Genomic DNA, 13556 nt, shown 5'->3' on the forward strand with positions numbered 1-13556 from the left:
TCGAGAATGGTCACGGTACTGCCCGCTTCTGCGGTTCCTACCACGGTGGTGCCATCAAAGCTGTCAATCACTGGCGCAGTTGGTGCCGTGGTATCAGGCGCAAGCGCTGGTGCCGACTCTAATGAGACGTTGGTCGCTGCATCCGTGGCCGTGGCGGTGATGGCTTCTCCGTTGGCCAGTGGCGTATCTAGGGTCACGCGATAGTCGCCCGCACCATCGGCGGTGGCCGTGCCAATCGGTTGATCATTGGCATCGAGAATGGTCACGGTACTGCCCGCTTCTGCGGTTCCTACCACGGTGGTGCCATCAAAGCTGTCAATCACTGGCGCAGTTGGTGCCGTGGTATCAGCATCGGCATCGGCATCGGCATCGGCATCGGCATCAGCATCGGCATCAGCATCGGCATCAGCATCGGCATCAGCATCGGCGTCAGCATCGGCGTCAGCATCGGCATCGGCATCGGCATCAGCATCGGCATCAGCATCGGCATCAGCATCGGCATCGGCATCGGCATCGGCATCGGCATCGGCATCAGCATCAGCATCGGCATCAGCATCGGCATCAGCATCAGCATCGGCATCAGCATCAGCATCGGCATCAGCATCAGCATCAGCATCGGCGTCAGCATCAGCGTCAGCATCGGCATCAGCATCAGCATCAGCATCGGCATCGGCATCGGCATCAGCATCAGCATCAGCATCAGCATCAGCATCAGCATCAGCATCGGCATCGGCATCGGCATCGGCATCGGCATCGGCATCGGCATCAGCATCAGCATCGGCGTCAGCATCAGCATCAGCATCAGCATCAGCATCGGCATCAGCATCAGCATCAGCATCGGCATCAGCATCGGCATCGGCATCGGCATCGGCATCGGCGTCAGCATCAGCATCAGCGTCTGCATCACTATCATCGCCACTGCTAGAAAAAGCAGCGGATGCTAAACCTAGTCCTGCTAGACCCAATAACCATGGTGCAAGATTGTTTTCTTCACTATTTGTGAAACTTTGCCACCAAGTATTCGTTTGTACGTTCTCGCTAACTAATTGATCCTGAACATCACTTCCTTGTAACTCATTTGCATAATCTACAATTTGACCTGTTTCAGTCGAATAATAGTGATAACTGCCGTCTTCAGCAATACCTACAATTGCACTGTCAATAGTATCGTAAAATTCTTTAATAATTAGATCAGGATTTACGCTTTCTCCTTCAAATGAAACATGAAGATCTTTGTCTACTCTTTTAGTAGCGATACTTTTTGGCGCGCGGCCTGCTGTTTCATCAAAAAACTCATAGTTTGTTTTGTCGATAGCTTGAATGACTGTGGGTTGGTTACTCTGTGTAAATACTTTGTGCTCAGTAATTGTTTGAATTTTATCATTTACTTTAACTGTGATAGTGCTCATAGGATCATCCTTGATTAATTAATTCTAAATACATATCAATCTAGAATAATGTTTTCGTTTATTAGTATTGTTTACATAATCTTTTATTAAAAAAACTACAGTATCATTCGTATAAAAAGTCGCTCTAAAATATCAATATATTTAATAAAACACATATTTAAATAAAATATTAGTTAAACCTTAATATCAATGTATAAGAAATAACAACCTCACATAATGATGCATTCTATCAACAAAAATCTAATTCACAAATAGTTTAGAGAACTTTTGTTACTTATTATTAGACTTTGTAAATATTCACTTTTCGTTAAAAAATACTTGTATACGTTTCATAGCAAGCTACGGATATATTTTATGCTGTTACTTTCATAATAATACGCTAGGTTTATAGGTCAACAGAGTTTGTTTGCTTATTTGTAAACAATATTCTATTTCTCGAATATAATCTGATTTTAAAAGGTATATTATCTTTAGATTAACCTGTATAAATACGTTTCAGTAGTTAACCTTATAGATAACAAGTAGGTTTGATAAGAGAATAGAACTACAATGAATATTTTTTACAAACTAAGATTCTTTAACAAATAGATAGTAAAAATATAAATAATACTCATTCTCATTTATTGTAGAAATAAATAGAATTTCTGATGGTAAAAAAACAAGATTAGCCAAAAGCGCTATTTAAAAGCACTCTATTTAATTACTTAGGCTAATTTTCTAGAAGAAACTATTTGGAAGGTTAGAATTTTTCGAAGACAGATAGGAAAAGATGATACTTGGTATCTTTTTTGATGAAGCTCACACAAAAGTGAGTATTGCTTATAATATATTAATTTTATGAAGTGATAATTTGGTACGTCATAATTAAGAATTAGAAGTACCAAATTATTTTTATATTTTGTCTATACAATTAATAAGTGCTATTTAAGTTTCTTCAATATCTAAACCAATGACATGGTCAAGATGGCCAGTTTTTAAGTATATGGTTGCACCCTCCACCCCTGCCTTTATTTGTACATTTGCATCTATCGGTAGGCGTATCCAACTATCCTGCTGATATACCTGCTTACCCTCTATTAGCTCACCTGCTACGACTAATATTTCTGCACCGCCATGGACTGTCTCAGTGAATAGCAACTCGCCTGCATCGATACGCTGTAGACTAACGCGCTCTACCCCATCAAAAAAAAGCGGGCAGACAGTACGGTTACCTTGTTGCTGCCAGTTATCATTATTATAAGTGTCGATCGCCACGTGCTGCGTTTCGTCAGACGACATTTGCCGTAACTTGACGAAAATAACAGCACCTTCATCACTATAAGGCCGATGACCTGAAGTCGGTGGGTTACGTAGATACCAACCTGCTGGATAATGAGTGTCATCTGCAGAAAAAGTGCCTGATAATACCAAAATCTCTTCGCCGCCTGGATGCAGATGATGTGGAAAGTAAGAGTTTGGCGCGTAACGCACAAGACTGGTAGCGCGAGCCTTCTCCGCGCCTACACGATCAAGCATCACACGCTCTACACCATTTTGTGGTGACTTAATCCATTGATGTGCTTCAGGAGTCAGTGAAGCACGTTGTGAAAAATCTGCATTAATTAGCATAAAGTATTCCAAAGGTATTAAATGATTAGGGCGTACCCACAATATGAAACTGAGGACACGCCCTAGACGATAAACACAAATATATGACGTTATTACCGCACTAGAATGACCGGCGATAACGTGCTAGCGATAATTTCTGTCGTTGTACTACCGAGAAACAGTTGCTGCCATTTCGAATGTCCGTACGCACCTACGACCATAATGTCGACATTGTTCTCTACCTGAAACTTTAACAATCCGTCCACCGCATCAGAAGCAGATAAATGATGTGCTTCAACAACAAACCCAGCATCTTCTAACTGTGCGGCGGCGGCGCTCATACTTTGCTTAGCAGCGTCGTTATGATTTCCCACCATCACGATATGGCCTTTTAGACCTTTTAATAGTGGACTCTTTGACACCATTCTTGCCGCTTTAATAGAGGTTTTGCTACCATCAAAGGCAATCATATACGAGCTTGGCTCTTCAAATTTCTCTGAGCAAATCAATATAGGAATATCTGACCCACGAGCGACTGTCTCGATCTGACTACCAATATTGATCCGACTATTCTTATGGTCCTCTCCGCGTCGTCCCATAACAATCGCACGATTTTCTTCTTTAAAATGCTCAATACTAGGAAGCAACTTGCCATGGCGTTGATAAACGCGAACATTGACATTAGCGAAACTGCTTTGAATGTGGCTTTTTGCATCTTGTACCAACGCATTGCTATAGCTGTTGACGACTTTTGCTCTTTGCTCATCCAACTGGGACAACTCTTCTAATAAAAACTGGCGGCTATTTATGCCTATAGCACCTGATAAATCCCGTCTGGTCGATGCTGGTATGTCACTGACATGCAATAATCCAACAGGTACGTTTAGTTTACTGGCATACCAAGCTGCATAGTCACAAACCGATTCAGTCACTGCCGAGCCGTCAATACAGGCCAAAATGTGCTGTGATGTTGTCATAATCTGTCCTTAAATTTAATTATTTAATCCTATACAGCTTGTTAGTTCTGACCAAGCTATGCTCTTTGGCTTATGTACTCTGATTCATTCTCTTTGGCTTATGTATTCTGACTGAGGTATGTTTCATTTACCTTATAATAGTTACCCTTTCAAAAATTATCTTATTAAGTAAATTTACCCCTTCATTTGATAATAACCAATTTACACAGCTTCATCCAGCGATGTGTGCGACCCTTTTGCAATAATTGCAATTTGTTACTGACAGCATCGTGCATGGCTCACCGCAGACTGATACCTAGCTATATATAAAGTCTTATCATCGTCTGACCACATGCGCTAGCAAAGTTTGCTACAATGTATTTTTTAATATTTATGATTTCGGTATCGTTATTTAGGTGATTGGATTATGGCAAAAAATGCCCTACAGGCTCAATTATTAAAGGCTGGCTTGGTTGATAGCAAAAAGGCCAAGAAGATCAGCAAGCAAACGCAACATGCCAAGCGTACTGGTGACTCAGAAAGCGTCGAAGCAAAGAAAGCGCTGGCAGAGGCGCAAGCTCAAAAGCTAGAAAAGGATCAAAAGCTTAATCAAGAGAAACAACGCATATTGGAAGTGAAAGCATTAAAGGCCAATATTGTCCAAATGATTAAGCAGCATCAAATTACTGAGACAGAAGGTGAGGTTAGCTATCAGTTTGTCGATGAATCCAAAGTAAAGAAAATCGCTATCACTCAGAAACTGTACGATCAAATCGTGGCTGGTCACGTGGTTATCGCACGCTTGGAAGAAAGCTACGCGCTACTGCCTCGCCCATTAGCTGACCGTATCGATTCAAAAATGGAAGGCTTTATGGTTGTGTCCAACGACACTGCTGAAGAAGCATTGGCAGAAGACGATCCGTATGCCGCTTATGTGATTCCAGATGACTTGATGTGGTAAGGCATTATTTTACTGCTGTTGGCTTTACTATAGTGTTATAAGCATCCCCTCAAAAGCCCTTTATAGGATTTACGTTCTATAAAGGGCTTTTTGCGTTTATACGGGTTATGCAAATCTTTATAGCGCAAGATAAACGTTAAATGTGTCGATAGACTCAATCAAACGTACACAAATCGGGCTTCTTTAACCTAACATTGCTGGTTTGGTTAAAGAAAGTAACCCAACCCTATAATTGCTAGAATATGGATATAATCAACTTGAACAGTTATTCAATAACTACTACAATGCGTTTTTAGTACATTTTGTGGTAATACTTTGTTTATTTTTGAGTAATCACTCAACATTGTTCATATTTTACCTATGTTTGTTACCTGATAGTTCGGTGCCATCGTGCCCGTTTTATTTGCTTAATTTGTTCCAATTCACTTTTACTTTTTCTCAAAAAGAGATAATTCATGCCAAAACATTTGCCACTCTCACTATTGTTTCTTCGCCTTGGTGTTTTCATCGTATTCTTCTTTTGGACACTCGACAAATTCGTAAATCCTGAGCATGCCGCCAATGTATTTGCTAAATTCTACGCTTTAGAAAATTTAGGCATCACTATTGTTTACCTGATTGGTAGCTTACAAATCATTCTTATCTTCTCGTTTGTCATGGGTCTATTCAAAAAGTGGACATACGGCATCATTTTATTACTACACGCCGCTTCTACTTTTGCATCTTTTGGTCTTTACCTAACACCTTTTGATAACTTGCTGTTCTTTGCTGCATGGCCAATGCTGGCAGCCTGTTTGGCGCTGTTCTTAATGAGAGACTATGACACCCTAACATTGGGTAAAAATACGTCTCCAGTATAAATGTCAGCGGCAGTGCTTATTGCTACAGTAGTATAAACATCAGACAACAAGACATAATTTATATACTATTAAGACTGCCGACTTAAATTTTTTATCGTAGTTAGGCGATTCAGACAATTCGATTTGATCGCCACGTTACTCAACTATAGTTACTTAAGTATTGTTACTTAAGTTTAGTTATTCAGATGATGAGCATTCTACAGTTTGAGTAATAACTACGATTTTAGCCTTCGCTCCCTTATTTGGCCGGACTTTTCATGATTAAAAGAATATTTTTAATACTATTAATATTGATATTAGCGGCAAGCTTTTTTTACTTTGACCTAAATCAATTATTGACGCTTGATGGCTTAAAAGGGTCGATGGCGCAATTTAATGAATACAAAGCGCAGTCACCGCTATTGATTATCGGTGGGTTTTTCTTACTATATGTCGTCGTCACTGCCCTCTCCTTACCAGGCGCTGCGATTCTGACGCTAGCCGCTGGTGCTTTATTTGGTTTGGTTCAGGGCTTACTCGTTGCCTCATTTGCATCGAGTATTGGTGCTACCATTGCCTTCTTGGCATCGCGGTATTTACTGCGTGATACCATCAAACAGCGCTTTCCTGAGCGGTTGGCAGCTATTGATGCAGGCGTCGAAAAAGAAGGTGGATTTTATTTATTTACCTTACGTCTGGTACCCATATTTCCATTCTTCTTGATTAACCTATTGATGGGTGTAACGTCTATTAAAACATGGACTTACTACTGGGTCAGTCAAATCGGCATGCTGGCTGGGACGTTTGTCTTCGTCAATGCAGGGACACAGCTGGCACAAATAGACAGCTTATCGGGTATTTTATCTTTCAACTTAATTGTCTCGTTTGCGTTATTAGGTTTCTTCCCATTAATAGCAAAAGGAGTGTTGAACATGTTCAAAAAACGCCGTGTTTATAAAGGCCATACCAAACCTAAAAAGTTCGATCGCAATATGATTGTGATTGGCGCAGGCGCTGGTGGATTGGTCACAAGCTACATTGCCGCCGCAGTAAAAGCGAAAGTCACACTGATTGAAGCAGGTGAAATGGGCGGTGATTGTCTCAATTATGGCTGTGTACCTAGTAAGGCCATCATTAAGAGCGCAAAAATCGCTGATCAAATTCGCCATGGTGAAAACTACGGTCTAGAGAACACTGTACCGCAGTTTTCGTTCAAAAAAGTGATGGCACGCGTACAGCAAGTAGTGGCTGATATTGCACCGCACGACAGCGTTGAACGTTATACCAATCTGGGCGTCGATGTGGTCAAAGGCTATGCCAAATTGATTGACCCGTGGACAGTAGAAATCCAGCTAAATGACGGCGGTATGCAAACCCTAACAGCGCGTACTATCGTTATCGCCACTGGCGCTCGCCCATTTGTACCACCTCTGCCAGGTATAGAAGAAACAGGTTACGTAACCAGCGACACGCTATGGACTAAGTTTGCTGAACTAGAAGAAGCTCCGAAAAAGCTAGTAGTACTGGGCGGTGGTCCAATCGGTAGCGAGCTTGCTCAAAGCTTTGCTCGATTGGGTTCTAATGTGACGCAAATTGAGATGAGCGATCGCATTATGGGTAAAGAAGACCTTGAAGTGTCTACCTTTGCTCACAAATCGCTTGCTGATAGTGGTGTCAATATTTTGACCTCGCATCAAGCGATGCGCTGCGAGATGCGTGATGGCAAAAAATACATTATCGTCAAACACAATGAAACAGAAATAGATATCGAGTATGATGAGCTACTTTGTGCCGTTGGTCGTAGCGCACGTCTTGAAGGTTATGGTTTAGAGGCGCTAGGTATCGAAACCAATCGTACTATCGTGACCAACGAATATCTCGAAACGTTATATCCCAATATCTTTGCTGCAGGCGATATTGTCGGTCCATACCAGTTTACTCATGTCGCTGCCCATCAGGGTTGGTACGCTGCAGTCAATGGCTTATTTGGCAATCTGAAGAAGTTTAAAGTAGATTATCGCGTCATTCCTTGGGTTACGTTTATCGACCCCGAAGTCGCTCGTGTCGGTATCAACGAGCAAGAGGCCATTGATAAAGGCATCGATTACGAGATTACTCGTTTTGAGTTTGAAGAGCTGGATCGCGCCATTACAGATAGCGCGGCTAAAGGCTTTATCAAAGTCATCACACCAAAAGGTAAAGACAAAATACTGGGCGTTACGGTGGTGTCTGAACATGCAGGCGACCTAATCGCTGAGTTTGTACTGGCCATGAAACATGGTCTGGGTCTCAATAAGATTTTGGGCACCATTCATAGCTACCCGACTTGGGCAGAAGGCAACAAATACGCCGCTGGTGAGTGGAAACGTGCTCATGCGCCTGAGACCGTATTAAGCTGGTTAGAGAAATACCATACTTGGCGTCGCGGTTAGTTAATGACAGTTTGCTCGTAGGCATCGTTAAATGATGCAACTGGTAGGAAAGCTCTAAAAAAAGCTGAACAAAGCTGGTTTAGATTTCGTAGTATCTGTTTGGTTTGACATGGCAGACTATGAAATCTTTACCAGCTTTACTAACATTTAAATCATAACGGAAACTTGAATGCGCGTTATTACCACTTTACCGATGCTCAAACGTCTTACGCGATATAGCACCTACGCTATGGTGATGAGCATTTGTATTGGTATATCAGCAAGCACAGCATCGCCAACTACTGCCAATATTAACCAAGACTTGTCACCTTGGCAGCAGATAGAAGCCCAAGGCAGCAATCAAGACGTTTATTTCTATGCATGGGGCGGTGATCCGCAAATTAACGCCTATCTACAATGGGTCGCCGATCAAGTCGATGATAAATATAATATCAACTTAGTTCATGTTAAATTGAGCGACACCAGTGAAGCAGTCAGTCGGGTACTCGCAGAAAAATCCGCCCATAATGACGATCAAGGCAGTGTTGATTTGGTCTGGATTAATGGTGCTAACTTTGCCACCATGAGTGAGAACTCATTGCTACTTAAGCAATGGGCAAACAAACTGCCCAATTTTGCGTTGACTGATCCAGAAAACAATCCAACCGTAAATTTCGATTTTGGTGTACCAACTGATGGTATGGAAGCACCTTGGGGACAAGCCTCTCTAACGTTTTATTACGACAGCTTATCCACCAGTAAGCCGCCAACAACGCTAACTGAACTGACTACTTGGACAGCACAAAACCCTGGCCGTTTTAGCTACCCAAAGCCACCTGATTTTTTGGGTATGAGTTTCTTAAAATACGTCTTAGTTATGCTGCATGAACAACAAGACGCTCAAACGGGTAAAAACACTAGCGCACAGCTCAACTTGCCTGCCACTGAAGAAAACACCGCGCTCGTATTAGACCCGCTATGGGCGTTTTTGGATGACTTTCATCCAACCTTATGGCGTAATGGCGAGCAGTTCGTGCAGACAGGTGCGCAGATGCGGCGCTTGGTCGATGATACGGAGCTGAGTCTCGCCTTTACCTTTTCGGCACCAGAGGTTCCTGCGGCCGTGCAGCGTTATGACTTACCCGAAAGTATTCGCAGCTATGCGATGAGTGACGGCAGCTTAAGCAATACTCATTTTATTTCTATTCCTTATAACGCTAGTCATCCTCAAGCGGCGCAATTAGTAGCCAACTTTTTGATGAGTCCAGAAGCCCAAGCAAAAAAACAAACCCCTTCGGTATGGGGTGACAAAAGCGTACTGGTTCAATCTACACTTAGCCCTGCACAACAAGCATTATTCGAAACCAAGCAGCCCCATCCAAGCGCCCTGCCCTTTGACAGTGTCAAACGCACGGTAAGCGAGCCGCATCCAAGTTGGGTAGAGGCCATCCAGCAAGGCTGGCAAGCACGTTATGGGGTGAGTCCATGAGCCAAGGTTTTGATAAAATGACGAAAAAAGGTGATAAACCTAAGCCTATCACGCTTGAGAAAAAAGATCTGTTTACGCGTATCGTGTCTTTTAGTCCCAAACTCTTAATTCTCATATTAATATTACCCGTACTCTGTGGCCTCATCTGTGTTCTGTTGCCTGCTCTGAGCTGGCTTCCTGCCCTTGAGAAAACGACTCTGAATCTGCAAGGATTTATAGACCTGTGGCAAACGCCTGGCATCACGCAGATGGCTGCGTTAAGTCTTGCTACGGGACTTATCAGCACCCTACTTGCTTTTGTTATTGCCCTGATGATATTGGCCGCGTTTTTTAACAGTGTTTGGTTGCAGCGTGTTGAGCATTTATTAAGCCCTATCTTGGTCATTCCTCATGCAGCTGCAGCTATTGCCGTTGGGTTTTTGATTGCGCCGTCAGGTATGTTTGCACGGCTCATCTCTCCTTGGCTAACTGGTTGGGAGATGGCACCCGACGGTATGTTTCCGCATGATCCATACGGTATCAGCATCATCTTGGGTTTAACCTTAAAGGAGCTGCCGTTTTTATTATTAATGGCACTGGGCGCGCTTGCTCAGCCTGAACTTGGCAAAAAACTGCGTCAACAATATACCGTTGCGCTCAATTTAGGTTATTACCCAATTACTGCTTTTTTTAAGGCGGTCTTGCCCCTGTTATATCCTTTTCTACGTTTACCGATTTTGGCCGTGTTGGCCTATGCCAGTGCGAGTGTCGAGATGCCATTGATATTGGGCCCTAACACACCGCCAACGCTTGCTGTCTCTATAATACAATGGTTCAACGATGTTGACCTGACATTGCGTATCAAAGCATCAGCAGGCGCATTATTACAACTCGTATTGACAGCAGGTTTAGTCGCCTTTTGGCTGGGCGGCGAAAAAATTATCAAAACAATATTTAATGTTTCATCAGTTAATGGCAAACGTCATTATGCAGATACTATCTGGCAAAAAGTCACCGCCACTCTTACCGTAGGCGTGATTGGCTTTATGCTACTGTCACTCGCCGGCCTTGTTTTATGGGCATTTGCAGGATTTTGGCGGTTTCCGGCGATGCTACCAGAGCAATTCGTACTATTACACTTTCAAAGTGCCTTTACCCAAATGAGCACACCATTGGTCAATACGCTTAGCATTGGGGCCGTCAGTACTGCCTTTGCTGTTTTTCTGACTTTGCTATGCTTGGAAGCTGAGCAATTGAGTGCTAAACCACTGTCACACTTCACCAGTTTTATTATTTACTTACCGCTCTTGGTGCCAAGTATTGCGTTTCTATTCGGCTTAGTATGGTTACAGCAGTTGGCCAATTATCAATCAGAATTTTTTAATGTGGCATTTGCCCACCTTTTATTCGTGCTACCGTACGTGTTTTTATCATTGGCCAGTAGCTATCGACGCTTAGACTCACGTTTCGCTCATGTGGCCGCCAGCCTCGGTGCTGCACCAATTAAAGTGTTCTTTCAGATAAAACTGCCGCAGCTATTTGCCCCTATTTTGATTGCTATAGCACTCGGTTTAGCAATCAGCTTTGGTCAGTATTTACCAACTCTATTGGCGGGTGGCGGACGTATTGCCACTATCACGACAGAAGCGGTGACACTGGCGAATGGTGCCAGTAGGCGTACCAGTGCTGTCTATGCCATTATGCAAATGGCGCTACCGCTCATCGGTTTTATATTGGCTTGGGTGCTACCCAAATACTTCTTTAGAAGTGGCGCGCGGTAGCAAGCTGCTCATGAATAAGAACAGTTGTGAAAAGTATCAGCTATCGAAAACGGCCGTTATGAAAAAACTAGCTGCTAAAAATACTAAATACTAAAATAATTAGTCATAGAAAACGCAAATAAAGGGTTCCTGATGCCATCATCTCTACAGATAAAAGACTTACAGCTGTTTCGTCAAAACGAGCAGCTATTGAGTATCAATGAGCACATTGCTGGTGGCGACATCCTAACCGTGATGGGCCCTTCTGGTAGTGGCAAATCCAGCTTACTGAACTGGCTAACAGGCACTTTGGCGAGCGATTTTACCGCGACGGGTACTGTCTGGTTAAACGATGAGAACGTGACTCACCTGCCTGCGCATCTGCGCCGTATTGGTGTTCTGTATCAAGACGCACTGCTGTTTTCACACCTATCAGTCGCGGGCAACATTGCTTTTGCCATGCCAAAAGAAAATAAAAAACAGCGAGTTGAAAAAATAGCGCAGTCTTTAGCGCAAGTGGGCTTAGAAGGGATGGGAGATCGTCATCCTGATAACTTATCAGGTGGTCAACAAGCACGTGTTGCCCTACTACGCACGCTACTGAGTGAGCCCAAAGCGATACTACTTGATGAGCCGTTTAGCAAACTTGATACACAATTGAGAATGGATACACGGCAATTGGTATTCGATCAGATTCGTACTCATAAGCTGCCTGCTATTATGGTCACTCACGACCAAAGCGACGCTGAAGCAGCCAATGGTAAAGTGATTTATGTAGGACGATAATTTTGGACATCAGAGTCAAACACTCAGCCAAAATGACAAAGAAAGCAAAATATAAAAGGCAGCTCGCATGTTAGACAAGTTCATTACGCCCGTTATCAAGCCGCTGCTGACCCCGATAGTAGCGACATTGCATAAGCTCGGCATCACGGCTGATCAGCTTACAGTAGCTGGGTTCTTGGTCGGTATGTTGGCATTACCACTACTCGCGTTTGAGCTATGGTATGGCGCGCTAGCAGCGATTATATTGAATCGTATCTTTGATGGGCTGGATGGCGCAATGGCACGCTACGCACAGCAAAGCTCAAGCGCTGGGGGTTACTTAGATATCACGCTCGACTTCTTGTTTTATGCAGCCGTACCGCTTGGGTTTATCTTGGCCAATCCTGCACAAAACGCTATAGCAGGTGCCTTGTTGTTAGCGGCATTTATTGGGACAGGTTCGAGCTTTTTAGCCTTTGCGATTTCTGCAGAAAAATTTCAATTAGACAAGCCGCAGTTTAAATATAAGAGCTTTTATTACCTCAACGGTCTTACAGAAGGCACCGAGACCATTGCTCTTTTTATCGCTCTCTGTATTTGGCCGCAGCATTTTGTGCTACTTGCTGGTATCTTTGCTACCGCCTGCGCTGTTACTATTTTCACTCGTATACATGGTGGGTATCATACCCTCAAGCAGCTCGAATCTACCAAGTAAGCGCCTGAGATATACGTCATATTGAAACCTAGCAATGAACCTCTAAGCATTTACTGAATCATCTAGTCGCAGTGCTTCTATAGATAAGGCCATATCTTCAGCAAGGGCGTGTACCGTCGAGCTCTCTATGTCACGCTGGGCAAAGGCACGTAGCCCCATAACTTCTGCTTGTAGACGGCGTCCAAGCCTAACCGGATCAAACTCACTATCCATCTCACCAACATTCTGCGCTTCTCTAAAGCATTCTATAAATCGCGTCTCCATACCTGCCAACAGCATTTCCACCTTGGTTAACGCTGTCTGCTCACGCGCACCCAGCTCTAGTAAGCTTTTGACCAACATACAGGCTCGGCTCGGTAATGCTTTGTCACGAATCCCGCCAAGCTGACGTATATAAGCGGCTAGTCCCAATAAAGGCGTTTCATGATGGCTCAACACTCGCTCAAGCTCAGTCAATCCTAGACGCGCATAGTATTCTAGCGCTTCTTGAAACAGGCCTTCTTTATTACCAAAAGCGGCATAGATACTGCCTGGTCGCATATCGAGCGCTTGCTCGATGTCTTTTAGAGAAGTAGCATGAAAGCCCTTTTGCCAAAAAAGCTGTAGCGCACGCTCCAAGGCGTCATGACGGTTGTAAAGTGCGGTGCGTGACATAATGTGCCCCATTTAAAAAGCCGTGACCTCA

Annotated in this window: 11 protein-coding genes; 7 read left to right on the top strand and 4 right to left on the bottom strand. The window is 43.4% G+C overall.

What is annotated here, in order from left to right:
• The 3 genes from ACIGBM_RS06245 to ACIGBM_RS06255 all read right to left on the bottom strand — a co-directional run.
• On the bottom strand, positions 1–1409 hold a 1409-nt coding region (locus tag ACIGBM_RS06245; RefSeq protein WP_397477135.1), incomplete at its 3' end, for an Ig-like domain-containing protein.
• Positions 1410–2333: 924 nt separating this feature from the next.
• Positions 2334–3017, bottom strand: a complete 684-nt coding sequence (locus ACIGBM_RS06250) for a cupin domain-containing protein (RefSeq protein WP_397477136.1) — start codon at positions 3015–3017, stop codon at positions 2334–2336.
• Positions 3018–3109: 92 nt separating this feature from the next.
• Positions 3110–3973: a universal stress protein gene (locus ACIGBM_RS06255; protein WP_397477137.1), complete on the bottom strand. Its 864-nt coding sequence runs from the start codon at positions 3971–3973 to the stop codon at positions 3110–3112.
• Between the two features lie 406 nt (positions 3974–4379).
• On the opposite strand from ACIGBM_RS06255, the gene ACIGBM_RS06260 reads away from it, so the two are divergent.
• The 7 genes from ACIGBM_RS06260 to ACIGBM_RS06290 all read left to right on the top strand — a co-directional run bounded on the left by ACIGBM_RS06260 (position 4380) and on the right by ACIGBM_RS06290 (position 12871).
• The gene (locus ACIGBM_RS06260) at positions 4380–4913 is read left to right on the top strand and encodes a DUF2058 domain-containing protein (RefSeq protein WP_397477138.1); all 534 of its coding nucleotides are present in this window, start codon (positions 4380–4382) and stop codon (positions 4911–4913) included.
• A 455-nt stretch (positions 4914–5368) separates the two neighbouring features.
• Positions 5369–5773, top strand: a complete 405-nt coding sequence (locus ACIGBM_RS06265; RefSeq protein WP_102078490.1) for a hypothetical protein — start codon at positions 5369–5371, stop codon at positions 5771–5773.
• A gap of 362 nt (positions 5774–6135) precedes the next feature.
• A complete protein-coding gene (locus ACIGBM_RS06270) occupies positions 6136–8184 on the top strand; it encodes an FAD-dependent oxidoreductase (protein ID WP_397477139.1) in 2049 nt (682 codons plus the stop codon).
• Positions 8185–8353: 169 nt separating this feature from the next.
• On the top strand, positions 8354–9652 hold the full coding sequence (locus ACIGBM_RS06275; RefSeq protein WP_397477140.1) for an ABC transporter substrate-binding protein: 1299 nt from the start codon (positions 8354–8356) through the stop codon (positions 9650–9652).
• Complete coding sequence (locus tag ACIGBM_RS06280; protein WP_397477141.1) at positions 9649–11412, top strand: ABC transporter permease; 1764 nt, start codon at positions 9649–9651, stop codon at positions 11410–11412. Before ACIGBM_RS06275 ends, ACIGBM_RS06280 begins: the two co-directional genes overlap by 4 nt.
• A gap of 132 nt (positions 11413–11544) precedes the next feature.
• Complete coding sequence (locus ACIGBM_RS06285; protein WP_397477142.1) at positions 11545–12177, top strand: ATP-binding cassette domain-containing protein; 633 nt, start codon at positions 11545–11547, stop codon at positions 12175–12177.
• Between the two features lie 67 nt (positions 12178–12244).
• Positions 12245–12871 carry a CDP-alcohol phosphatidyltransferase family protein gene (locus ACIGBM_RS06290; protein ID WP_379544581.1) on the top strand — a complete coding sequence of 209 codons (627 nt, stop codon included), beginning with the start codon at positions 12245–12247 and terminating at the stop codon, positions 12869–12871.
• Positions 12872–12913: 42 nt separating this feature from the next.
• On the opposite strand, the gene ACIGBM_RS06295 is transcribed toward ACIGBM_RS06290, so the two are convergent.
• Positions 12914–13525 carry a TetR/AcrR family transcriptional regulator gene (locus tag ACIGBM_RS06295; protein ID WP_397477143.1) on the bottom strand — a complete coding sequence of 204 codons (612 nt, stop codon included), beginning with the start codon at positions 13523–13525 and terminating at the stop codon, positions 12914–12916.
• Positions 13526–13556: the final 31 nt, after the last annotated feature.

This window comes from Psychrobacter sp. NPDC077938 (assembly GCF_044542635.1).
Lineage (GTDB): Bacteria > Pseudomonadota > Gammaproteobacteria > Pseudomonadales > Moraxellaceae > Psychrobacter.

What these genes read in the sequence shown, in the direction of transcription:
- ACIGBM_RS06250 (WP_397477136.1), bottom strand. Translation starts at nt 3,017, where the DNA reads ATGCTAATTAATGCAGATTTTTCACAACGTGCTTCACTGACTCCTGAA.
- ACIGBM_RS06255 (WP_397477137.1), bottom strand. Translation starts at nt 3,973, where the DNA reads ATGACAACATCACAGCACATTTTGGCCTGTATTGACGGCTCGGCAGTG.
- ACIGBM_RS06260 (WP_397477138.1), top strand. Translation starts at nt 4,380, where the DNA reads ATGGCAAAAAATGCCCTACAGGCTCAATTATTAAAGGCTGGCTTGGTT.
- ACIGBM_RS06265 (WP_102078490.1), top strand. Translation starts at nt 5,369, where the DNA reads ATGCCAAAACATTTGCCACTCTCACTATTGTTTCTTCGCCTTGGTGTT.
- ACIGBM_RS06270 (WP_397477139.1), top strand. Translation starts at nt 6,136, where the DNA reads ATGGCGCAATTTAATGAATACAAAGCGCAGTCACCGCTATTGATTATC.
- ACIGBM_RS06275 (WP_397477140.1), top strand. Translation starts at nt 8,354, where the DNA reads ATGCGCGTTATTACCACTTTACCGATGCTCAAACGTCTTACGCGATAT.
- ACIGBM_RS06280 (WP_397477141.1), top strand. Translation starts at nt 9,649, where the DNA reads ATGAGCCAAGGTTTTGATAAAATGACGAAAAAAGGTGATAAACCTAAG.
- ACIGBM_RS06285 (WP_397477142.1), top strand. Translation starts at nt 11,545, where the DNA reads ATGCCATCATCTCTACAGATAAAAGACTTACAGCTGTTTCGTCAAAAC.
- ACIGBM_RS06290 (WP_379544581.1), top strand. Translation starts at nt 12,245, where the DNA reads ATGTTAGACAAGTTCATTACGCCCGTTATCAAGCCGCTGCTGACCCCG.
- ACIGBM_RS06295 (WP_397477143.1), bottom strand. Translation starts at nt 13,525, where the DNA reads ATGTCACGCACCGCACTTTACAACCGTCATGACGCCTTGGAGCGTGCG.